At 56.6% G+C, this 22,774-nt stretch carries 14 protein-coding genes and 1 pseudogene; 2 read left to right on the top strand and 13 right to left on the bottom strand.

The features are described 5' to 3' along the window. Nucleotides 1-49: 49 nt before the first annotated feature. From bamB to ACOTYB_RS06260, 13 genes are all read right to left on the bottom strand, one after another. Nucleotides 50-1,228, bottom strand: a complete 1,179-nt coding sequence (gene bamB, locus ACOTYB_RS06320) for an outer membrane protein assembly factor BamB (protein WP_003860612.1) — start codon at nt 1,226-1,228, stop codon at nt 50-52. 10 nt (nt 1,229-1,238) lie between these two features. Then, nucleotides 1,239-1,859, bottom strand: coding sequence for a YfgM family protein (locus ACOTYB_RS06315; RefSeq protein WP_003860614.1), 621 nt, complete (start codon nt 1,857-1,859; stop codon nt 1,239-1,241). A gap of 13 nt (nt 1,860-1,872) precedes the next feature. After that, the gene (hisS, locus tag ACOTYB_RS06310; protein ID WP_022649001.1) at nt 1,873-3,147 is read right to left on the bottom strand and encodes a histidine--tRNA ligase; all 1,275 of its coding nucleotides are present in this window, start codon (nt 3,145-3,147) and stop codon (nt 1,873-1,875) included. A gap of 81 nt (nt 3,148-3,228) precedes the next feature. Further along, nucleotides 3,229-4,347 carry a flavodoxin-dependent (E)-4-hydroxy-3-methylbut-2-enyl-diphosphate synthase gene (gene ispG / locus ACOTYB_RS06305; RefSeq protein ID WP_003860619.1) on the bottom strand — a complete coding sequence of 373 codons (1,119 nt, stop codon included), beginning with the start codon at nt 4,345-4,347 and terminating at the stop codon, nt 3,229-3,231. A 26-nt stretch (nt 4,348-4,373) separates the two neighbouring features. Then, on the bottom strand, nt 4,374-5,381 hold the full coding sequence (rodZ, locus tag ACOTYB_RS06300; RefSeq protein WP_023325062.1) for a cytoskeleton protein RodZ: 1,008 nt from the start codon (nt 5,379-5,381) through the stop codon (nt 4,374-4,376). 291 nt (nt 5,382-5,672) lie between these two features. Continuing rightward, nucleotides 5,673-6,839 carry a bifunctional tRNA (adenosine(37)-C2)-methyltransferase TrmG/ribosomal RNA large subunit methyltransferase RlmN gene (locus tag ACOTYB_RS06295; RefSeq protein ID WP_003860623.1) on the bottom strand — a complete coding sequence of 389 codons (1,167 nt, stop codon included), beginning with the start codon at nt 6,837-6,839 and terminating at the stop codon, nt 5,673-5,675. 147 nt (nt 6,840-6,986) lie between these two features. Then, a complete protein-coding gene (gene ndk, locus ACOTYB_RS06290; protein WP_003860625.1) occupies nt 6,987-7,418 on the bottom strand; it encodes a nucleoside-diphosphate kinase in 432 nt (143 codons plus the stop codon). A 124-nt stretch (nt 7,419-7,542) separates the two neighbouring features. Beyond that, complete coding sequence (locus ACOTYB_RS06285; protein WP_220153279.1) at nt 7,543-8,418, bottom strand: 4Fe-4S binding protein; 876 nt, start codon at nt 8,416-8,418, stop codon at nt 7,543-7,545. After that, nucleotides 8,418-9,197 carry a dimethyl sulfoxide reductase anchor subunit family protein gene (locus ACOTYB_RS06280; protein ID WP_220153280.1) on the bottom strand — a complete coding sequence of 260 codons (780 nt, stop codon included), beginning with the start codon at nt 9,195-9,197 and terminating at the stop codon, nt 8,418-8,420. Before ACOTYB_RS06280 ends, ACOTYB_RS06285 begins: the two co-directional genes overlap by 1 nt. Continuing rightward, nucleotides 9,190-9,819, bottom strand: coding sequence for a DMSO/selenate family reductase complex B subunit (locus ACOTYB_RS06275; RefSeq protein WP_003860631.1), 630 nt, complete (start codon nt 9,817-9,819; stop codon nt 9,190-9,192). Before ACOTYB_RS06275 ends, ACOTYB_RS06280 begins: the two co-directional genes overlap by 8 nt. After that, nucleotides 9,816-12,194 (bottom strand): DMSO/selenate family reductase complex A subunit, encoded by a 2,379-nt coding sequence (locus tag ACOTYB_RS06270; protein ID WP_023325065.1) that lies wholly within the window; start codon nt 12,192-12,194, stop codon nt 9,816-9,818. Before ACOTYB_RS06270 ends, ACOTYB_RS06275 begins: the two co-directional genes overlap by 4 nt. Before the next feature lie 88 nt (nt 12,195-12,282). After that, the gene (pbpC, locus tag ACOTYB_RS06265) at nt 12,283-14,610 is read right to left on the bottom strand and encodes a peptidoglycan glycosyltransferase PbpC (RefSeq protein ID WP_220153281.1); all 2,328 of its coding nucleotides are present in this window, start codon (nt 14,608-14,610) and stop codon (nt 12,283-12,285) included. A 1-nt stretch (nt 14,611) separates the two neighbouring features. Further along, the gene (locus tag ACOTYB_RS06260) at nt 14,612-19,564 is read right to left on the bottom strand and encodes an alpha-2-macroglobulin family protein (protein ID WP_220153282.1); all 4,953 of its coding nucleotides are present in this window, start codon (nt 19,562-19,564) and stop codon (nt 14,612-14,614) included. A 286-nt stretch (nt 19,565-19,850) separates the two neighbouring features. Between ACOTYB_RS06260 and ACOTYB_RS06255 the strand changes: the two are divergent. Further along, a pseudogene (locus ACOTYB_RS06255) lies at nt 19,851-21,391 on the top strand (PTS transporter subunit EIIC). Nucleotides 21,392-21,403: 12 nt separating this feature from the next. After that, nucleotides 21,404-22,771 carry a 6-phospho-alpha-glucosidase gene (locus tag ACOTYB_RS06250; protein WP_421765775.1) on the top strand — a complete coding sequence of 456 codons (1,368 nt, stop codon included), beginning with the start codon at nt 21,404-21,406 and terminating at the stop codon, nt 22,769-22,771. Nucleotides 22,772-22,774: the final 3 nt, after the last annotated feature.

Here is a 22,774-nt window from a genome sequence, read left to right as displayed (position 1 = left end):
GGCTCCTGAGTGAACAGGAGCCGTTTAGTATACTACAACCGCCGTGTAATTAACGCGTGATCGCGTACAGCGTGCCGTCTTTTGCCTGAATCAGCAGTTTGCCGTCAGCCACAACGGGCTCCGTCAGGAAGCCTGAGCTATCCACTTTCTGCTGTGCCACGAAGCGGCCATTCTCTGGATCGATCCAGTGCATATAGCCTTCGCTGTCGCCCACCACCAGGCTGCCGTTATACAGTGCCGGTGCGGTCAGCAGACGGTGCAGCAGATCGCTTTGCGTCCACAGCGTTACGCCACCTTCGGTGCTCAGCGCCAGCAGGCGGTCGTTCTGATCCACCATATAAATACGGTTGCCGTCGACGATGAAATCGTTCACGGAACCCAGCTCACGTTTCCACATGATCTGGCCGCTACGCAGGTCCAGCGCCGTCAGGTTGCCGTTATACGCCAGCGCGTAAACCACACCGTCGACGATAACTGGCGTGGTGTCCACGTCACTCAGACGGTCGATTTCAGTTGAACCGGTCGCCTGGGAAATACGCTGCTGCCAGATCATCTGGCCCTGCTGCATCAGTACCGCGCTGACTCGGCCGTTGTCACCGCCCACAATGGCGGCACCAAATGCGGTCGCCGGAGCAGATTCACCACGCAGAGACAGCGCTGGCATATCCAGGTTAACCGTCCATTTTACCAGACCATCGGCTTCGTTCAGCGCCTGCAACTGGCCGTTGCTGGTATGGATCAGCACCAGGCCGTCGCTAACAACCGGACGCGACAAGGATTCACCGGCAACGGTGGTCTGCCATGCAACCGAACCGTCGCTGGCATTCAGCGCGTAAACCTGCGCTTTTTCGCTGCCCACATACACGTGACCGCCAGTAACGGTCAGGCCGCCAGAAAGCAGTGCAGGTTTACGGGAGAACCAGCCGTCTTTTTCCGCCAGGTTAATGGACCACACTTCTTTTCCGTCATCAGCGTTCAGCGCTTTAACGGTGCCTTTGCGATCGGCCGCATAGACAACGCCGTCAGCAAATGCCGGGTGCAGGTTGGAATAAAAATCGCCAATACCATCGCCTACGGAAGTGTCCCAGGCGGTAGATGGGGTGAACTGGTTTTCAACCGTCGGCAGCGGGGACATTTTAACAACGTCTTCTTCGCCACTGAACAGTGAACAACCACTCAATAACGTAACAGAAAGCAGTCCTGGCAGAAGTAATTTACGCAATTGCATTGGGTCCCTCTCAGACGGACAAATTATTTATTTTCATCTGCATCATTTCGCTCAGCGCAGGTGAAGCTTTACTATCCACGCCAGCTTGCCACGCTTTACGCGCGCCCGCTTTATCACCCTTACTCAGCAGTGCTTCACCGCGAAGATCGGCAACAATAGCGGCAAAGCCTTCGCCTTTGATGGTATCAAGCGTTTTGAGCGCGTCGTCGGCTTTTTTCTGCTGAACCTGGATACGCGCCAGACGCAGATTGATCACCGCTTTCAGATTATCGTCACTGGCAGCAGCAAGCCCCTGAGACAGTTGCGCAGCGGCTTTGTCCAGTTCGTTTTTATCAACATACTGCTGAGCCACTTCCAGCGCAGCCAGCGCGCCGTAGGTGTTTTTGTTGTCAGCGGCAAATTTCTCCGCAGCCGTCAGCGTTTGCGGCTGATCGGCACGGATTGCGCTAACGGTATTTTCGTAGTTCAGGGACGAACCGCGAGCAGAGTCAGCCTGATGATTGTTCCAGTAACGCCAGCCTACCAGCGCACCAACACCTAAAATAACCCCTACAACCAGTGCCTTGCCGTTTTCAGCAAAGAAGCGCTTAACCGCATCAACCTGGTCGTGTTCGTTCTCGTAAATTTCCACGCAGTCCTTCTCCTTAGCCCAATAGAGTGCGCAAGTGCGCCGCAACGCCATCCTGCGTTACCGTAGTTTGCTCACCAGAGCGCAGGTCTTTGACTACCACTTCGCCGTTGGCCACTTCGGACTCACCCAGCACCAGTGCGATACTTGCGCCCCACTTATCGGCACGAGCAAACTGTTTTTTAAAGTTGCCGCCGCCGTGGTTGGTCATCAGCTTAACGTCCGGCAGCGCATCGCGCACGCGTTCGGCAAGCTGCATTGCCGCAGACTGCGTATCCGCACCTGAGGCCACCAGGTATATATCGACAACAGGATCGGCTTTAAATTCCGGATTAACTGCCTGAACCAGCAAAACAAGTCGCTCAAGGCCCATCGCGAAGCCTACTGCCGGTGCTGCGCGACCACCCAGTTGCTCGACCAGACCGTCATAACGACCGCCAGCACAGACGGTGCCCTGCGAACCGAGGCTGGTGGTGACCCACTCAAATACGGTGCGGTTGTAGTAGTCCAGACCGCGCACCAGACGCTGGTTAACGGTATAAGCAATGCCCGCCGCTTCAAGCAGCTTGCACAGGCCGGCAAAGTGTTCGCGGGAATCCTCATCCAGGTAGTCACCCAGCGCTGGCGCATCATTCAGCAGCGCCTGTACGTCAGGATTTTTGGAATCGAGTACGCGCAGCGGGTTGCTGTACATACGACGCTTACAGTCTTCGTCGAGCTTCTCTTTGTGCTGTTCCAGGAACGCCACCAGCGCATCGCGATAGTTCGCACGCGCTTCCAGAGAACCGATAGAGTTCAGCTCCAGGGATACGTGCTCAGAAATACCGAGCGCACGCCACCAGCGGGCAGTAAGCATAATCAGTTCAGCATCGATATCTGGTCCTTGCAGACCAAACACTTCCACGCCAAGCTGGTTGAACTGACGGTAGCGGCCTTTTTGCGGACGTTCGTGGCGGAACATCGGGCCGATATACCACAGGCGCTGCTCCTGATTGTACAGGAGACCATGTTCGATGCCGGCGCGTACGCAACCCGCCGTCCCCTCAGGACGCAGGGTCAGGCTGTCGCCGTTGCGGTCCTCAAAGGTATACATCTCTTTTTCAACCACGTCGGTTACTTCGCCGATCGCGCGTTTGAATAACGGGGTCTGCTCTACAATCGGCAAACGAATTTCGCTGTAACCGTAGCTGCCGAGCACCTGCTTCAGTGTGCCTTCAATGCGCTGCCAGATGGCGGTTTCGCCAGGCAGATAATCGTTCATGCCGCGGATGGCTTGAATGTTTTTTGCCACGTTTATTCTCTTTCTATATACAAAAAAGAACCCAAAGAATGGGTTCAATCATACATGGGAAGCAGCCTGCTTCCCATCACGTTATTTTTCAACCTGCTGAACGCTGATGCGCTGCGCTTCGTCCATCATCGTCGCTTTTGCACGAATGCGGGCTTCGAGCTGGTCGATCATGTCACTATTATCCAGACGATCTTTACGAACGCCATCCTCATAGAGACCACTTTTCTTGTTACCGCCGGTCACGCCCAGCGTGGACACCAGCGCTTCACCCGGACCGTTCACCACGCAGCCGATGATGGAAACGTCCATCGGGGTGATGATGTCTTCCAGGCGCTGCTCCAGAGCATTCACGGTGCCGATCACGTCAAACTCCTGACGTGAACAGGTTGGGCAGGCGATGAAGTTGATCCCACGCGCGCGGATACGCAGTGATTTCAGGATGTCGAATCCGACTTTGATCTCTTCCACCGGATCGGCGGCCAGGGAGACACGTAACGTGTCGCCGATGCCTTCAGAGAGCAGCAGGCCGAGACCAATCGCAGATTTTACCGAACCGCTGCGCAGACCGCCCGCCTCGGTGATGCCAAGATGCAGCGGCTGATCGATCTGTTTTGCCAGCAGACGATACGATTCAACGGCCAGGAAGACGTCAGACGCTTTGACGCTCACTTTGAACTGATCGAAGTTAAGGCGATCCAGGTGATCGACGTGACGCATGGCGGATTCGAGCAGCGCCTGCGGCGTCGGCTCACCGTACTTTTCCTGGAGATCTTTTTCCAGAGAGCCAGCGTTTACGCCGATACGGATTGGAATGTTTTTGTCGCGGGCGCAGTCAACCACCATGCGAATGCGCTCTTCGTTGCCGATGTTGCCTGGGTTAATACGCAGACAATCGACACCGTATTCAGCGACTTTCAGCGCGATACGGTAATCGAAGTGAATATCGGCAACCAGCGGAACACTCACCTGCTGCTTGATCAGTTTGAACGCCTCGGCGGCGTCCATGGTAGGCACAGAGACGCGAACAATGTCCGCGCCGACGCGTTCTAATGCTTTGATTTGATTGACCGTCGCTTCTACATCCGTAGTACGCGTATTGGTCATCGACTGGACGGCGATAGGCGCCCCATCGCCGATTGGCACGTTCCCAACGTAAATCCGTTTCGATTTTCTACGTTGAATAGGAGCCTGGTTATGCATGTAAAATCTCCCGCATTGCCCGTCTGTTACTGTGCTGCTGATTGTTCGGCATTAACGGTAAGACGCGCAACCTGGTTAGTTCTGATAAAGCGGCTCAGATCGACAGGTTTTCCTTGATACTGGATCTGTACCGCTGCCGGTGCGCCGATTTTAAGCTTGTAAGGTGCCTGGCCCGTTAGATTTAACGTGCCATCTTTACGTTGCAGGCCGCTGAACAGCTTTTTACCTGTCGCGTCAGTCACTTCCAGCCAGCAATCAGCCGTAAAATTCATCACCAGCGCATTCGGGTCCACGGCAGGTGCCGCCGTGCCAGCCGGGTCAGTTGGCAGTGACGCCGCGGTGTTCTCTGCCGGTGCCGTTGCCGCAGGGGCGGTATCAACATTGGCCTGAGAAGGTGATACGACCGCGTTCTGATCCTGGGTCTGGGTGGCTGGCGCGGTATTCGCCGTCGCTTCTGGCGTCGCCGCTGGCTCGGTTGCAGGCGTGTTGCTTGCTGCCGACTGAGGTTCGCTGGAGGTCGCCCCTTCGGTGCTCAACGGCACGCTTTGCGCGCCGTTATTACCAGACTGATTAAGCTCAGCGGAGGACTGATCGGCCATGGTGGTGATCTCTTCCTGCTGCGCTTTGTGGTTTTGCCACCACCATGCGCCCGTCAGGCCGACAACCACAAACAGGACCAGCCAGGTAAAGCTCATCAGCCAGCCATCGCGTTTTTTACGACGTTTACCCAGAGAGAAGCTTTGCATCGGCGCAACTTTTGCCGCACGCACAGGCGCCTGCTTCTCCATCATCGGCAGTAATTCGTCTTCAGGGATATGAACCAGTTTGGCGTAAGAACGGATATAACCGCGCAGAAACGTTGAAGCCAGATCGGCGGGTGCCTTATCTTCTTCAATATCGCGAACGGTGGAAACCTTCAGGCACAGGCGTTCTGCAACGGCTTGCTGGCTAAGTCCGAGTTGTTCACGGGCGTTGCGAAGACGAACGCCAGTGGAGAGTGCTGCATTTTGATCGTGAGTGGCTTCAGTATTCATTCGCTACAACTACTGGTACGTGAAAATAAGGGTTCAGGTGCCGGTGAGTCACAATGCCACCCGCACCGCGAAACTTTAGGTCAGTTAACCTGGAACAAACAGTATAAGACTGTCGGGCCGCAGATGACAGCGCTGGCAGGCCTTCACGCTAAACTGTTGTTACGTCGTTACATACTGCCCGAAAGTCGTATGAAACGCACCGTAATTATTAATCAGTCGTGATGATTGTGACTGAATATTCAGTAAATTAATGCTTCACGGCGCAAAAAATGCGCCGTGTCTGCATAATAATCAAACGGTTTTAACCGCGATTGACTCACCCTGCATACGCTTACGCAGCGTACGTTTGGTACGGTCAATAACGTCACCCGCCAGCTGGCCACAGGCTGCGTCGATATCGTCGCCACGCGTTTTACGTACGATGGTGGTGAAACCATACTCCATCAGCACTTTTGAGAAGCGATCGATACGGCTGTTCGAGCTACGGCCATACGGCGCGCCCGGGAACGGGTTCCATGGGATCAGGTTGATCTTGCATGGCGTATCTTTAAGCAGTTCAGCCAGCTCATGTGCATGCTCGGTACCGTCGTTAACATGATCCAGCATCACGTATTCAATGGTCACGCGGCCCTGGTTAGCGTTGGATTTCTCCAGGTAACGGCGCACGCCAGCCAGGAAGGTTTCGATATTGTACTTTTTGTTGATCGGCACAATTTCGTCACGGATGGCGTCGTTTGGCGCGTGAAGAGAGATGGCCAGCGCAACGTCAATCATATCGCCCAGTTTGTCCAGCGCAGGCACCACGCCGGAAGTAGAGAGCGTAACGCGGCGCTTGGACAGGCCAAAACCGAAATCGTCGAGCATAATTTCCATCGCCGGAACGACGTTGGTCAGGTTGAGCAGCGGTTCACCCATCCCCATCATCACCACGTTGGTGATTGGACGTGTACCGGTGACTTTCGCCGCGCCCACGATTTTCGCGGCACGCCAGACCTGGCCGATGATTTCCGACACGCGCAGGTTACGGTTAAAGCCCTGCTGCGCCGTAGAACAGAATTTGCACTCCAGCGCACAGCCCACCTGAGAAGAGACGCACAGCGTGGCGCGATCGTCTTCCGGGATATACACGGTTTCAACGCGCTGATCGCCAACGGCAATGGCCCACTTGATGGTGCCATCTGAAGAGCGCTGCTCTTCCACCACTTCCGGTGCGCGGATTTCAGCCACTTCTTTAAGCTTATTGCGCAGCACTTTGTTGATGTCCGTCATGTCATCAAAGTTGTCGCTGCAATAGTGGTACATCCATTTCATGACCTGATCGGCACGAAACGGCTTCTCGCCCATCTCTTTAAAGAACTCGCGCATCTGCTGACGGTTCAGGTCCAGCAGGTTAATTTTTCCATTTTTATTGGGAACCGCAGGAATGGCGACTTCGGAGGTATTCACTAATTCAGACATAATTTTTTCCGGCCTCGTTGTTACACGTTGTGGCCCTTGGTGGGTTGAAAAGAAACGCCCCGGTAAGCAGTCGGCTCGTCCGGGGCGTTGCATTGTACAAAGTCTGGCGCAGGGATGCCACGTTTGCACGCGGCATTTACGAAATTATTAGCGAGTGCGCGGGCACACTTCGCCTTCAGCGAAGAAGAACGCGATTTCGCGCGCAGCAGATTCAACAGAGTCGGAACCGTGGGTGCCGTTCTCGGTGAAGCTGTCTGCGTAGTCGGCGCGCAGAGTACCTGCCAACGCGTTGTCCGGGTTGGTTGCACCCAGCAGATCGCGGTGACGCTGTACCGCGTTTTCGCCTTCCAGTACGGATACCACGATTGGGCCAGAAGTCATGAACTCGACCAGACCGTCAAAGAATGGGCGACCTTCGTGCTCAGCGTAGAAACCGCGAGCCTGTTCAACGGTCAGGTGCAGCATTTTGGTGCCAACGATCTTAAACCCTGCTGATTCAAAGCGAGCGAAGATGCTGCCAATAACGTTTTTTGCCACCGCGTTTGGTTTGATGATGGAAAAAGTACGTTCAATAGCCATTGATAACCTCTGTAAAATGTTCTGTTGTTTTTGCATACCTGAGTATGGTGTGGCGCGGATTATAAAGAGCAATAGCGCCATTGCCTATGGTTATGCATAACATTTTTTTAAAATGAGACGAAGATTAGCAACAGCTCGTATTTCGCATACCGTGTTGATGATGAAAACAGAGCGGGCACTGCTTTTCATCAGACGTAAATGACCAGAAATGACGGTGGCACGTCAGGCAAACGGCTTCATATGCCGGTATGGTCACGCTTTTCGCTGTTCCTTCTGTTTGCGTCACGTTTATCGCCCCATGCTGGCATACCGCTTCGCAGCCGCCGCACCCCGTACAGCGTCCGGTTTCCACGACCAGTTCAGCGTTCTCAAACCGAATCGCGTTTTCCGTACAACTCCGCCAGCACGCGCCGCAGAGTACGCAGGAGTCGGTATCGAGAGTTATCTCTGCCTCGCTAAACGCAGAAAACGCCCTGCGCAGCTCACGCTGACCGGGCACGACGCTACAGACCCGGACATCCTCACGGGGAACGCGCATCAGCGCACGCCGGGCGGTATTAACCTCGTTGACGGGTATATGTTTAAACGCCCACGCCGCTTCGCCGCGTCGACGAAGCGCCAGATTCAGCCGGGCAATCGCCAGCAACCAGTCAGGATTCTGCTCCGCGTCGATACTGATAAAACGAACGTGGTACTGCGCGTGCCACAGCAGAAGCTCATTCACCCCTGGCGCACGATCAGTAAACGGCCCAACAAGCGTATCGCCACTCAGAAAGCGTTTTCGCGGCGTGATGCCGGTGATGGCCCCAGCGGGGCAGACGAACAGGCAGTCACCGCATTCAATACAGCGGCTGTCATCAACCGAGACGCCGGTGTCGGTAAAAGAAAAAGCCTGCACGGGACAGACGTCCGCGCAGGCGAGGCAGGAAGAGTGGCGAAAACGGCGACGGACGCACGCATGCGTCACGTCCATCGCCGGGGCAAAGGTTAATCCGCCCATCAGCCAATACTGAAGAAAACAAAGCGCAGCATCAGCTCACCCACAATTAGCAAAGCGCTGCCCAACAGCATTGTGCCTCGCGCCGCTTTTAAGCCGCCCGCAGCAAAGCACAGCATACCCGCAACGGATACGCACCAGCTCAGCAGATGAACGGTTCGCAGTTGCTCCAGCATCTGTAGCGGTGCGTGAGGGAACGTCACCACGGTGTGGTCCATAGCCGTAATATCTGCCAGCCAGACGGGCTGCATCACCAGACGCACAAGCACCAGCAGCGTGATAATGACAACCGCCGCACGCACGGTTGACTGGCAACGCGTCCCAACGACCATGCAGGCTGAACCGATAATCCCCACCGAACCGATAAACAGCACCAGAGTGTTAACATGCTGCCATGTCACCACGGATGCGTGCATGTAGATCTGCGCCATGCAGAACACGTCGATCAGACCTACCAGACCTGCCACAACCAGCAGTGGCTTCCAGCCAGGCTTTTTGACAATCATCAGCAGCGTTGCGAAGCCAAGCGCCGCAAGATAAAGACTGGCAAAGATAATCTCACGGCTCAGCCAGGAGCTGGATACGTGGCGCAGCGCGTTAAGAGCATTAAGCGGATAGCCCATGTGCAGCGCGGAGGCGAGCAGCCCCAGGCTCGCCAGCACAAACGCTCCGGCTGCCGGCAGCAGCACGCTGCGTTGCGTGCTTCCGAACGCCAGCCACAGCGTAACGCCAACCGATCCTTGCAGGAACAACGTAAAAATCAGCAGCGGTAACTCATGCATGACGTTTCCCCTCTTTCTCTGCGCCCTGATGCGCTTTGATCACCAGGTTTGGTTTGGTGATGGAGGAATCAGGCAGGCCTTTCACATCACAGACCGCACCATACTTCGCCCGCAGTTCATCAATCGGCCCGAATTTAATCGCTTCGAGTGGACAGGTTGCCACACAGACGGGCTGCTCTCCCTTCGCCTGGAGATCCACGCAGAAATCACATTTGGACATCTGCCCGGTCTGCTCGTTGAGCTGTGGCGCGCCGTAAGGGCAAGACCATGCGCAGTAGCCGCAGCCGACGCACTTATCAGTATCAACGCGCACAATGCCGTCTCCCGGACGCTTGTGCATCGCCGTGGTCGGACAGTTTTTAGTGCAGATTGGGTCTGCACAGTGGTTACAGGAAATAGAGAGCGTGTAGGCAAACACATTGTTGCTGACGCCGCCCTGCCCGGTTGGGATGAAATTCCCGCCATTGACTTCGTAAACGCGACGGAAACGACGTCCGACCTCAAGGTTGTTTTTATCTTTGCACGCCACCTGGCATGCCTTGCAGCCCGAGCAGCGAGAAGAGTCGATATAAAAACCCAGCTGTTTGTCGCTCACCGGTGCGTAATGTTTAAACTGACTCATGCTTTAGCTACCTCCACCAGCATAGTTTGATGGGAATTCCCTTTCGCAAGCGCAGTAATACGGGCGGAACTGAGCACGTTCGCGCAGCCGCCTTTATCGATACCCTGCTCGTCCGGCTGCCACCAGGCGCCTGCCTGCATGGCCACCACGCCTGGAATGATGCGCGGCGTGACCTCCGCCGGGATCTCGCAAATGCCGCGCGCGTTATGAATACGCACGGTATCCCCCTGCGCAATGCCGCGCTTTTGCGCATCCTGCGGGTTGATCCACAGCTTTTGCTGCTGCGCCTCAATTAACCACGGGTTGGCGTACTGGGTGGAGTTAGCGCGGTTTTTCCCTTTCCAGGTGATCAGCTGGAGCGGGAAGGTTTTCGCCAGCTCGTCTTCCGGCCCTTCATGGGCAGGCACGTAGTGCGACAGCGCCGGAATTTCCGGGTGATGCATGTCGTACAGACGCTTCGAGAAGATCTCAATTTTTCCGGACGGCGTCGGGAACGGATGATTCTGCGGATCGCGAATGTTGTCTTCAAAGGCAACGTACGGCGCGCTTTTGAAAAGATGCTGACGCGTCTTCTGTAGCGTCGCGAAGTCCGGCAGGTTTTCATCCGGCATGGACAGCCGCGTCTGCTCCCAGATGTGCTCAATCCACGCTTTTTCGTCACGGCCCTCGCTGAACGCTGGCTCGACGCCAAGCTTAGCAGCGACCTCCCGCAGCCAGTCGTAGTCTGAACGGCGTTCAAATTCAGGTTCAATGAGCTTTTCTGACAGGATCAGATAGCTTGCCGTGCCCCAGGTTTCGCCGATATTCCAGCGTTCCATAAAGCTGGTTTCCGGCAAAAGGAGGTCGGCGTATCTGGCGCTAGGCGTCATAAACAGATCGCTTGCGACGATAAACTCGATTTTCGACTCGTCTTCCAGGACACGGGTTGCCTGATGAAGATCCGGGTTCTGGTTAGCCAGATAATTGCCCGCCAGCGAGAACAGGATGCGGATATTGCTGTCCAGCTTCTCAGCATCCTTCAGGCCATCTTCCGCGGTTACCTTAGAAGCATCATCAGCAGCCTGCACCCAGTTCATGACCGAAATTTTGGCTTTGACCGGGTTGTCCGGCATCTCTGGCCCGGCCGCAAATTTGCGGTTTGCGCAGCCTCCATAGCCTGCTGCCCAGCCGCCTTTCACCCCAACGTTACCCGTCAGCGTGGCCAGTATCGTCGAGCCGCGCGCGGTGCGCTCGCCGCAGTTGTGACGCTGCGGTCCCCAGCCCTGGATCAGCGCGGCGGGTTTGGTGGTTGCGTAGTCGCGCGCCAGCTGACGAATAGTTTGTGCAGGCACGTGAGTGATTTTCTCTGCCCACTCGGGCGTTTTCGCCACGCCATCCTTTGCACCGCTCAGGTAAGCCATCAGGGATTCATTGGCCGGAACGCCTTCTGGCATGGCGTCTTCGTCAAAGCCCAGGGTGTAGCGTTGAATAAAGTCGCGATCGTGCAGATTCTCCGTGACGATCACATACATCATCGCGTCCATCAGGGCGTTGTCCGTGGCAGGAAGCAATGGGATCCACTGATCGGCAAGGGAGGAAACCGTATCGGAATAGCGTGGGTCAACAACGATAAAGCGCGTGCCGTTTTGCTTCATCTTCTGGTAGAAGTGGTTGCTGTGCCCGAAGATGGTTTCCGTCGGGTTATGCCCCCAGAGAATGACCAGTTTGGTGTCCAGCAGCGTGTCCAGAGAGCTGCCGCTGGCGGCGGTGCCATAGGTATACGGCGTTGCCGCCGCCGTGTTACCCATACTGACCGAGTGATAGCTTTCGAGATAGCCGCCGGTTAAGTTGAGCAGACGACGAACCATTTTATCGCCGGAAAAGGTCCCGCCGGACACCGCGGTGCCCACATGAACATAGCGTGACGCAGCACCGTATTTTTGCGTAATAGTTTTTAATTGATTCGCAATAAGGGTGGTGGCTTCATCCCAGGTAATACGTTCGAATTTTCCTTCGCCACGTTTACCCACGCGTTTCATTGGATATTTAAGCCGATCGGGATGATAAACAAATTTCCGATAAGCCCGACCACGAACGCAGGCGCGCATCACTGGCATCTGCGGATCCAGCGCGTTATCCGGTCGCGTTGAAATTCGGGTCACAACGCCATCACTGACGTGAGCACGAATATCACACTTGCCGCCGCAGTCAAACGTACTACAGGTTTGCACCACTTTTTCTTCAGGCGTAGCGTCTGAAACCGCCGCGTCCTGTGCCTGTACTTTGCCGGTTTTGACGACAAACGGCAGGGCGGCGAGCGCCGACCCTGCCTGAATAAAATGACGCCGGGATATGGCGGGAATAAGCCCTTCTCCCTGATGTTTATTTTTTTTCATTGCTCGTTCCTTCAAATAAAAACGCATTCTCGTTTTTTTTCAGGAACGAATATTGATAATTATCAAGCTAACTCTTGAGGAGTAACACTTAGCGATCTAATTCAAAATTCACCGTCACCGTTTGTCCTGTTTCATCTAATACAATTAATTGATATTTACCAGGCAAATATAATTGCAGTGAATAATTCTTCTGATGCCCGTCCAGCGGTTCGCCATTCAAAAACCACCATCGTTGCCCCTCCCCGCCGCTGGTTAAAACATTGAGGGTAATATTTTTCTCACCTGGAAGACGTTTAATTACCGCCCCTTCTCTGACGCCTGACAACATCAGCGGCGCCGCATTATGGTTATCCAGCGGAGGGCAAATTGCTGAACGGGCGGGGAGACGAGCAGCCCGTTTTTCGGCAGCAGGCAGCCAGGGCTCCAGCGGCAGCGGCCAGACATCCAGCACTTTTTCTGTCGCATCAGGACAATCCGCCGCAACGCGTTTGCCTTCTTTATCCAGCCAGACCGGGAAACGGATCCCGCGAATACCTTCCTGTTCCGGCAGCAGCAGCGTAGGCGGTTCACTGCCTTCCAGCAGCCAGGTTGACAGCCGACGCCGACAGTTTTCGCTCCCTTCAGGCAGGGACTGGCCCCCCGGCCAGCAAATCACGCCCCGTCCTACGCTTGCGGGACGCGGATCGCGCGGCAGGCGCGCTTCATCCACCATCGAGCGGGACTGAAGCATGTTATTGACCTGATTCAGGAGCGGTACCGCGCTGGCGAAACCAAACTGCCCGGCAACGGGCGTGCCGTCCGGGCGTCCGGTCCAGATTCCGATGACATAGCGGGCATTCAGGCCGATGGCCCAGGCATCCCGGTAGCCATAGCTGGTGCCCGTTTTCCACGCCAGCGGCGCAACCTGGGGCAGCGCACTGTCCGGCAGGGGCTGTGCTTCATTAGCGAGAATGCGACGAATAATCCACGCCGCCCCCTGCGATAACAGCGGACGTTCGATCAGCGGATCGCCCGGCTGTAAACGCAGCCGGCCCGCCTTACCCTGACGCGCAAAGGCGCTATAGGCGGCAGCGATATCAGCCAGGCGTGCGCCTGCGCCCCCCAGGATCAGAGAGAGGTTGGGCTGTGCCCCCGCAGGCAGAATGAGCGGTAATCCCGCGTTGCTCAGCATTCCGGCAAAACGTTTTGGGCCGTACGCTTCCAGAACCTGCACCGCAGGCAGGTTGAGGGAACGCACCAGGGCTTCGCTCATACTGACCGGCCCATGGAAGCCGCTGTCAAAGTTGCCGGGACGATAATCCCCCGTTTTTCTTGGAACATCCTGTAATAACGAAGCGGGATGGATCAGACCATCGTCCAGCGCCATGCCATAGATGAATGGTTTGAGAACCGATCCCGGCGATCGGATCGCATTGACCATATCTACGTGGCTGAAACGGCTGTCATCATTGATATCTACCGAGCCTACCCAGCCACGCACTTTCATGGATGTATGATCCACGACGATCATCGCCAGCGAACTGCGGGCGGGCAGGCGTGATTTCCAGTTCATTGCCAGCTCTTCAAGCTGTCGTTGCAATGCTGCATCCAGCGTGGTGACTATTTTTGTGTCACGACTTTTACTCAGCATCATGCGGGAAAAGAGCGGCGCCAGTTGCGGCATCTGCCGGGGGGCCAGCCAGACCGGCTCTTCACGGGACTCTTTCACCTGCTTCTCAGACCAGACGCCCTGAGTCAGCATGCGGTCGAGTACTTTGTTCCGCGCCGCTTCGGCACGTTCCGGCCAGCGGTCCGGGCGCAGACGGCTGGGTGCTTGTGGTAGTACAGCCAGCAGCGCCGCGTCGGAATAGCTCAGCTGAGACGGCGGTTTGCCAAGGTAAGTCCAGCTTGCCGCGCCCACGCCCTGCAACGTGCCGCCAAACGGGGCACGGTTCAGATACAGCGTCAGGATTTCACGCTTGGAGAGATGCCATTCCAGCTGCATCGCCCGCCACAGCTGACGAATTTTACCGCCAAAGGTTCGCGGATGCGGATCCAGAAGGCGTGCCACCTGCATGGTAAGCGTGCTCCCGCCAGAAACCACTCTCCCGGAGGTGAGATCCTGCCAGGCGGCACGCATTACAGATAGCGGATTGACGCCCGGGTGATCCCAGAACCAGCGATCTTCATACTGGATCAGCGCCTCAAGATAGCGTGGGGAAACCTCTTTAATGGTAACCGGATAGCGCCAGATGCCTTCGCTGTCGGCAAAACGCCACAACGGAACACCCTGCTCATCCACCACCACTCGCGCAGGGTTGACCTCTTTCAGGGGCAACGGCCACACGCGGTCAGCGACGACAATCAGCCCCCCTGAAACGAGAAGCGCTCCCGCCAGCCACAGCCAGCGGGAGCGAATCAGGCGTGCTATCCGCATCTTACGGAACAACGATCAGCGGGCCACTGGCCGCCCCCGTTGCCCGCCACTGCGGAACGTACATGGACTCGACCATCGGAACAGGCACCTGGTAGGTTCCCGGCGTAACGGCACGGGCCAGGTAAACCAGCGTGACCGGCTGACCTTCATTGACCGGCACCGCGGCCACAAAGCGATCGTCGCGGAATTCCATGTGCTGAATATCAGACTGTTGCATCTGATTCAGCAGGTTTTGCACTTCACTGCCGCTGTCCTGCAAGCTGGCGCTGCTGCTCGCAAGATTCTGGTTTTCCAGCTCCAGACCTGCCGGGAGCAGATCCACCACCAGCGCATCCGGCACGTTCTGGCTGGCCTTCACTTCCAGCCATACCAGAACCAGTTCACCGCTCTTCAGAGAAGAGAGCGACTTGCTGCTGCCATCTGTCGCCAGGATATGACGTTCAATCTGCAAGACATTCGAGGATGGCTGAGGCGCATACTCCGGATAGCCAGTAGTATCCAATCGTACCCACAGCGGCGTAGTGCCGGTATTCGTCATCTGCAACGCACCAATCTGATCGCCGTTCAGGTTTTCTACCTGCGCTTTATCACTGCTCTGGGTCTGTTCAGAGAGGGAGGTCGTTGCCTGCCACGCACCTGACAAGGTTTGCAGTGATCGTCCGGCCAGGAACAGCGCATTGCTCTCCTGGGTAGACAGCCAGCGCTGGCTGAACGCGTCTTCAGATAACGCGTTCAGCAGCCTGTTTTGAGCATCCGGCAGCAGCTTGTACTCTTCCAGCAGCGAGAGCATCAGGGCATTATCACGCAGCTGGCTGCCGTAATCCGCCATCCAGTTTCGGCTGTCGTTACGGGGTGTTTTGAGAGCCAGATCCAGCGCCTGCTGGCTGCGCGGTGCATCCCCCATCAGTTTGAGTGCCATGCCCAGCTGCATCAACGGAAGCCCGGAAGCAGCCTGAGCGTGGCGCTCCCAGATTTCACGCAGCGCACCGAGCGGCGCTTTTTGCTGACGCGCCAGCACCAGCGAAGCATACGCCAGGACAGCAAATTTGCTGGCCTGGGTGTCGTCGCTGTAGCGGATGGACATCATGCCCGGATCCTGTAAATAGCGCAGCAGTCGGCTGTTGGCGTTATTCACCGCCTCGGCAGGCACGCTGTAACCCTGCTCCCCTGCCCGCACCAGGAAGTCCGTGACATAGGCGGTCAGCCAGTACTCTTCCGGGCCGTTTTTATCCCACAAGGCAAAACCGCCATCGTCACGCTGCATTTGCAGCAGACGGGAGATCCCGATATCAATGGCCGCACGGCGTTTATCGTCGGTATCGCCTTTAATGCCCAGTGCCTTCAGCTGTGCCGCGTTGGTGTAGAGGGACGGGAACAGGCCGCTGGTGGTCTGCTCAAGACATCCATACGGATAGGCCTGAAGTTCACGTATGTAGCGCGCCAGGTTCAAAGGTGGTTTACCGCTGAGCAACAGCTGCCCCTGTAGCGTGGCAGGCGAGAAACCTTCGATATGCTGTGCTGGCGCACTCCAGGATTCGCCAGGATTCAGCATCGTGCCCGTATTCACGGTTTGCGCCGGGAATGCGGGACGCACGCCAATTTTCCAGCTCTTCTGCTGCGGCGCAAACGTCTCACCTGGGAGCTGAAGGCCCGTCACCTGAGCAGTCACTTGCCCATCGCCATAGCCCTCCAGGGCACGCACCGGTATAAACAGGGTGCTACGTGCGCCAGGCGGCAGCTTAACCGGCTCTGGCTGAGCACCTTCGAGCGACAACTTACCGGCTGCGGTTAACGCAATGCTCAGCGTTTGCGGCTGGTCAGTCAGGTTAGTCAGGTCCAGCGTCAGGCGGGAGGTATCGCCACTTGCGAGGAACCGCGGCGTGTTAAGCTCGGTGATAATCGGAGCCGCCACAATGATTTTGCTTTCGCTGCTGCCGAAATCGTCTTCCGTCCAGGCCTGCGCCATCAGACGCAGTTCACCGTTGAAATCGCCAATCGGCAGCGTGATGGTACCTTCGCCGTTGGCATCAAGCGTAACCGGCTGCGCCTGCTGGGCAATAATGGTGACATGGTTCACCGGTGGCTTACCGCCGCGTTTCAGTTCATCGCCGTCTCCGCCAAAGCGCAGTGCGGCCAGACGTCCCTGACCTTCAATCACCTGGCCGTAAACATCATAGATGTCCGCGCCATAGCGCTTCTGACCGAAGAAAGCTTGCCACGGATCCGGCGTGACGTAGTCGGTAATGTTCAGCACGCCGCTATCGACAGCCGAGACCAGCACGTTCACCTTCTGTGGCACAGCCCCCTCTTTTACGCTGGCTTTCACTTTCACAGAAAGCGTCTGGTTCGGACGCATTTTTTGCGGGTTATCCAGTGCGATGTTCAGGCGACGATTTTCGTCCCCCATTGGCAGATGCAGCAGGCCAACCGCCCGTTTTGGCGTGGCGGATTTTGATTTATCGCCAGGACGAACCACCAGCGTGCTGAGATAGAGATCGTGACGTTTCCAGGCCTTGTCGACCGGGATAGCGAGATTCAGACCGTTAGCCGGTACGTCGATCTCTTTCCACCACAGCGGCCCTTCACTGGACTCGATCATCGCATAGCCCTTGCCTGCGGCCGGCGCGGCGATGTGCAGTTGGATGGTATCGCCTGGCTGATAGGATGGCTTATCCAGTTTCAGCGTCACGCGGTCAGGGCGCGCGGCCCCGGTGCCGTCGCTGTTATCCTGCCAGCTGTAGCCTGCCCAGAAGCGCACGCTGCTGACCATGTCATCAGGGGCTTTCACTTCCAGACGGTATGAGCCCCACTCCACCGGGAAGGTGACTTTACCGGTTTCATCGGCCTTGAGGTTTAGCTCCTGCTCGCCCTCAACCAGATCTTTTTGATCAAACTGAGACTGCCAGCCCTCACTCTCGGACCAGTTCCAGAAGTAGTCACGACGCTCGCGAATCAGTCGTACCTGTAATCCGGAAACGGCCTTTTTGGCTCCGCTGGCATCGGCATAGACGATGTCGAAGCTGGCGTTGCCGTTCTCGTCGACGATCGGCTGGTTGATGGTAGTATCGGTGCGGTAGTCGTAAACCGCCTTGCTGGCGAACTGAGGGCGAATACCCGGCAGCTCAGCCGCCGGCCAGATGGACTGCTCAGCACGACGCGTCACCGGACGCCCACCTGATTCCAGCAGGCTGGCCTGCAAAATCAGTTGCAGCGGCGAGTGCACCTCTTTCCACTGGCTTTCGGTGGTAACCTGTCCGCGCCCCTGTTCGTCCAGCGTAAGCTGTACTTCATCCAGGCTGCGGCTCAGGTTCTCCTCGGCAATATCACCGAACTGGAAGCCAGGCAGCCCAGGCACCGCGTCACGTAGCGGACGCAGGAAAAGCTGGCCTTGCAGAGAATTGCCGTTAGCTGGCGCGCCGTACAGGTAATAGCCCACAACGTTAAAGTCCACATCCTCCTGCGGGGAAACCGGCGTTTTTTGCCCGGTCAGATTCAGCGCCATGCGCTCAGGCATAAAATCTTCGACGTGGAAATCCCACATGCGCTGTTGGTTATCCCCCGTATTCGCGCGAATATGCCACATGCCGGTCTGGGCGCCGCTATCAAGCGAATAGTTGAAGCGATAAAGGCCGTTCTCAGGTTGCACAACGACCGTACGCGCTACCTGGCCGTCCGGACGCAGCACGTCAAGTTTTACCGGCTGCTCGGGAAGCGGTTTGCCATCGCTGTCGCGAAGCAGGCCGTTCAGGATCACCGTTTCACCCGGACGATAGAGATCGCGCGGGCCAAACATAAAGAACTGTTTGCTGTAACCCGGGTTACCGGCGATATCAAACTCCGCCAGATCCAGCGCCGGAAGTTTGAGATCAAGAAGCGTGGTCTGGCCATCTTTACTGGCCAGGATCAGCGCGGCTTCTTTATCGGTTTCCAGTTTCGCATGACCATCGGCGTCGCTGTTCGCCTCGGCCAGAGTCTGCCCTTTATCGTTCAGAAGGGTAATGGTCACGCCTGACTGCGCCGCACCGTTTTCAAGACTCTGGGTGAAGATGTCCAGGCGGTTATGATAACGGTGAGCGGACAGCCCAATATCACTTAAGGTAAAGAGCGTCGCGGCGTTACTGTAGTTATAGTGACCAGCCTGATTCATCACGGCGATATAGACGCCAGACTGCTGGAGCGGCTTAATATCTTTGAGCGGCAGGAGCAGTTTTTCACGCGTGTTGCGCGCCGGGTTGAGGTCGAAACGGCCGGTGTAGACCAGTTCCGCCATCTTCAGCAGATTGTCAGATTCCCAGTTGGTCAGCGAGTTACGGTACTCCCACTGGCTGACAAACGAGGCCAGCGACTCCGGCTTAACGCGGTAGAAGTTCACGTCCACATTGTTGACGTTGAGCGCCATCACCGGCAACCCTTCCACCACTTTACCCGGCAGCAGCGATCCGCGGCTGGCGAATCCGACCGTCGGTTCAACATCCCGGGTGGTGATCGCTTTTTCATAGTCAATGCCGAATGTCGCTTTGTTCAGCGCCAGCAAATCACGTTCGACGGTGACAACCAGATTACGATTCGGCTCCAGATGGCGCAGGCGCAGCTCTTTCAGATTGGGGGCCAGTTCCCAGGCGCCGTCCACTTTGCCGCTTTTTTTATCCACCACATGTACCGTTTTCGCAAAATCCTGGCTGGGATCCAGCGGTACAGAGAAGGTCAGAACCAGCGTCGCGGCGCCGTCGAGTTGCACTTCAGAGGCATCCAGCAGCGTCAACGCCTTACCCTGACTCTGCGCGGCCAGCTTAGCCAGCTTTTCAGGATCCGGTGTTGCCGGGGTTTTCTTTTCTGATGCAGTAGACGCTGCGGGGGCAGCGGCCTGAGGTTTGTCGTCGCTGTTATCACAGCCGACAAGCGTAAAGGTGGTGAGCAGCGCGAGAGAGATCGCAGCTAAGCGAAACGGTTTCATCCTGTATCCCTGGCCTGAGGGGCCTGTTGGTCATCGTCCGGATAAGTATTATCCGCAAGTTTCGTTAATACAAAAAGTCCAATTTTATAATCTGGAAAGCACCTCGCAGAATGGCATCACGCCGCTACGCCGTGATGGAACCGCGATCACAGCGCATAACGTCACATGTTACCTTTCACGTCATTTGTTTTTAAAACAAGAAGATAGCTGGATAAGCTCGCATCAGGCCTGCTAGTTTTATGACCATGACGCACCCTGAGTGCGCGGTTCAATAAGAGAGAAAGCCATGAAACGAGCCGTGAACGCCCTACAAAATTTCGGAAAATCACTTTACGGACCTGTACTTATCTTACCCATCGTAGGCCTGTTTATCGCCTTTGGGAATGTGCTGGGTAACGGCAATCTGGCCGAGTACCTGCCGTTTCTTGGCCACCCGCTGATCCAGAGTGTCGGCCAGCTGATCGCCAAGTCTGCCGTGTCGGTGCTGGTCAACCTGGCGCTGGTGTTTGCCGTTGGTATCCCCATTGGACTGGCAACCCAAGACAAAGGCTACGCGGCGCTGATTGGGCTGGTAACTTTTATCGTGTTTATCAATGCCATGAACGTGACGTTACAGCTTCAGGGGGAACTGGCCCCTGCGGAACAGATGAAAGCCGCCGGACAAAGCATGGTGCTGGGCGTCCAGGTGCTGGAAATGGGCGTTTTCGCCGGGATCCTGACCGGGGCGCTCTCCGGTTATCTGTACAACAAATATTCCGGTGTCCAGTTTAACGGCGCGATGGCGATTTACTCCGGCCACTGCTTTGTCGCGATTGTAATGCTGCCTGTCTCTATGCTGCTCGGCGTGATCATGAGCGAACTCTGGCCGTACGCACAGCATGGAATAAGCGCCCTGGCGCTGGCGATCAAAGGGTCCGGTCCGTTTGGCGTGGCGATCTACGGTTTCCTTGAACGCATTCTGGTGCCGACGGGCCTGCATCATCTGGTCTATACGCCGTTCCTGTATACCGAACTGGGCGGTACGCAGGAGGTGTGCGGTACGGCTTACCAGGGCGCGCGCAATATCTACTTCGCCGAGATGGCCTGCCCGGACGTGAAGCAGCTCAGCAGTACCGTGGTGTGGGATGCGCGCGGCATCAGCAAAATGTTTGGCCTGCCGCGGCGCTGGCGATGTATATGACCGCCAGGCCAGAGCGTAAAGCGGCGGCGAAAGCGATTCTGATCCCGGCGGCGCTGACCTCGCTGCTGGTCGGCGTAACCGAGCCGATTGAGTTCTCCTTCCTGTTTGTCGCCCCGCTGCTGTTCGTGGTGCATGCGGTGCTGACCGGTATCGGCATGATGCTGTTCTCGCTGTTTGGCGTTCACGCCATCGGCGCCAACGGGATTATCGATTTCATCCTCTACAACCTGCCGCTCGGCACGGAGAAGTCCAACTGGCCCATGTACATCGTGGTCGGGCTGATCATGTTCGCTCTTTATTTCGTGGTATTCCGCTTCCTGATCCTGCGCTTCAACATGAAAACGCCGGGGCGTGAAGATGAGGACCAGGAGACACGCCTTTACAGCAAGCAGGAGTACCAGGCGAAGGGCAATAACGACGGGCTGGGCGAATCGATCGTTGTGGGTCTGGGCGGTCGGGAAAATATAGAGGTAGTGGATAACTGCTACACCCGCTTACGCGTCACGGTGAAGGACGTCGCCATCATCGACGAACCGCGCCTGAAAGCGACCGGCGCGAAAGGGATAATCAAACAAGGTAACAACGTTCAGGTGGTCTACGGGCTGCATGTCAAAAAAATGCGAGAAGCCGTTGAGACGTTTCTCTGAAAGGAGCTAAAGATGTTTACACCCCCATTTATTCTGTCGATTGCTGGCGGCGGTAGCACTTACACGCCAGGTATTGTGAAAAGCCTCATGGTGCGTCTGCACGATTTCCCTCTGGCAGAGATCCGCCTGTATGACATTGACGAGGCGCGCCAGAACACCATCGCGCCCGTGGTGGAGAAGGTTATTCGCGACCACAGCCAGAGCATCAAATTTACGGTCACCAGCGACCCAGAAGTGGCCTTTAGCGGCGCGCATTTTGTCTTCGCCCAGATGCGCGTCGGGCAGTACAAAATGCGCGAGCAGGAGGAAAAAATTCCGCTGCGCCACGGGGTGGTCGGCCAGGAGACCTGCGGGCCCGGCGGGCTGGCATATGGCCTGCGCACGATCCTGCCGATGGTGGAGCTTATCGATCTGGTCGATCGCTACGCGCACGAGAAAGCCTGGATCGTGAACTACTCCAACCCGGCGGCGATTGTCGCTGAGGGCGTGCGTCGCCTGCGCCCCAACGCACGCGTGCTGAACATCTGCGATATGCCGGTTGCCGCGATGCGCAATATGGGTGCCATTCTGGGCGTGGATCGTCATAAACTGGAGGTGGACTATTTTGGCCTAAACCACTTCGGCTGGTTTACCCGCGTGCTGGTGGACGGCGAAGACAAGCTCCCGGCGCTGCGTAAGCATATCGCGAAGTTTGGCCTGCTGACGGAAGATGCCGCAAAAACCGACCCGCAGCATTCCGATCCGTCATGGGTGAAAACCTGGCGCAACATCAAGCCGATTATGGATAACTTCCCGGAGTACCTGCCGAACCCGTATCTACAGTACTACCTGATGCCAAACCAGATTGTGGAGCATCAAAACCCGGACTATACCCGCGCCAACGAAGTGATGAACGGGCGCGAGAAAAAGCTGTTCGCCGCCGCCGAAGAGTACCAGCGCAGCGGGATCTTACCGGACGCCTTCCACGTAGGTGTTCACGGCGAATTTATCGTCGATGTCGCCTGCTCGCTGGCATTCAACCTGCGCCAACGCCATCTGGTGATGGTGGAAAACCGCGGGGCGATTACCAACCTGCCGTACGATGCGGTGGTGGAAGTGCCTGCCTATATCACTTCCGAAGGGCCGGAGCCTGTCCGCGTGGGTCTGGTGCCGCTGTTCCACCAGACGCTCCTGCAACAGCAGCTGGCCTCTGAACAGCTGCTGGTTGAGGCAACCATCGAAGGCAGCTACGAGAAAGCGTTGCAGGCGTTCACTCTGAACCGCACCGTGCCGACCATGGAGCACGCGAAAGCGATTCTGGATGAGATGATCGAAGCCAACCGCGACTACTGGCCTGCGCTGCAAAAGGCCTGGCAGGACGGTGAAGCGGTGAATAAATAGGGG

It is taken from the genome of Enterobacter cloacae complex sp. IR5450, from assembly GCF_049238665.1.
In the GTDB taxonomy this organism is placed as follows: domain Bacteria; phylum Pseudomonadota; class Gammaproteobacteria; order Enterobacterales; family Enterobacteriaceae; genus Enterobacter; species Enterobacter hormaechei_C.
Note: the sequence above shows the minus strand (reverse complement) of the source record. Positions and strands in the feature narration are given on the sequence as shown.

Bases quoted from the DNA above. Each gene is read 5' to 3' on its own strand.
- ispG (WP_003860619.1), bottom strand. From the start codon at position 4,347: ATGCATAACCAGGCTCCTATTCAACGTAGAAAATCGAAACGGATTTAC.
- bamB (WP_003860612.1), bottom strand. From the start codon at position 1,228: ATGCAATTGCGTAAATTACTTCTGCCAGGACTGCTTTCTGTTACGTTA.
- ACOTYB_RS06270 (WP_023325065.1), bottom strand. From the start codon at position 12,194: ATGAAAAAAAATAAACATCAGGGAGAAGGGCTTATTCCCGCCATATCC.
- ACOTYB_RS06250 (WP_421765775.1), top strand. From the start codon at position 21,404: ATGTTTACACCCCCATTTATTCTGTCGATTGCTGGCGGCGGTAGCACT.
- ACOTYB_RS06285 (WP_220153279.1), bottom strand. From the start codon at position 8,418: ATGGGCGGATTAACCTTTGCCCCGGCGATGGACGTGACGCATGCGTGC.
- ndk (WP_003860625.1), bottom strand. From the start codon at position 7,418: ATGGCTATTGAACGTACTTTTTCCATCATCAAACCAAACGCGGTGGCA.
- ACOTYB_RS06275 (WP_003860631.1), bottom strand. From the start codon at position 9,819: ATGAGTCAGTTTAAACATTACGCACCGGTGAGCGACAAACAGCTGGGT.
- ACOTYB_RS06260 (WP_220153282.1), bottom strand. From the start codon at position 19,564: ATGAAACCGTTTCGCTTAGCTGCGATCTCTCTCGCGCTGCTCACCACC.
- rodZ (WP_023325062.1), bottom strand. From the start codon at position 5,381: ATGAATACTGAAGCCACTCACGATCAAAATGCAGCACTCTCCACTGGC.
- ACOTYB_RS06295 (WP_003860623.1), bottom strand. From the start codon at position 6,839: ATGTCTGAATTAGTGAATACCTCCGAAGTCGCCATTCCTGCGGTTCCC.
- ACOTYB_RS06280 (WP_220153280.1), bottom strand. From the start codon at position 9,197: ATGCATGAGTTACCGCTGCTGATTTTTACGTTGTTCCTGCAAGGATCG.
- pbpC (WP_220153281.1), bottom strand. From the start codon at position 14,610: ATGCGGATAGCACGCCTGATTCGCTCCCGCTGGCTGTGGCTGGCGGGA.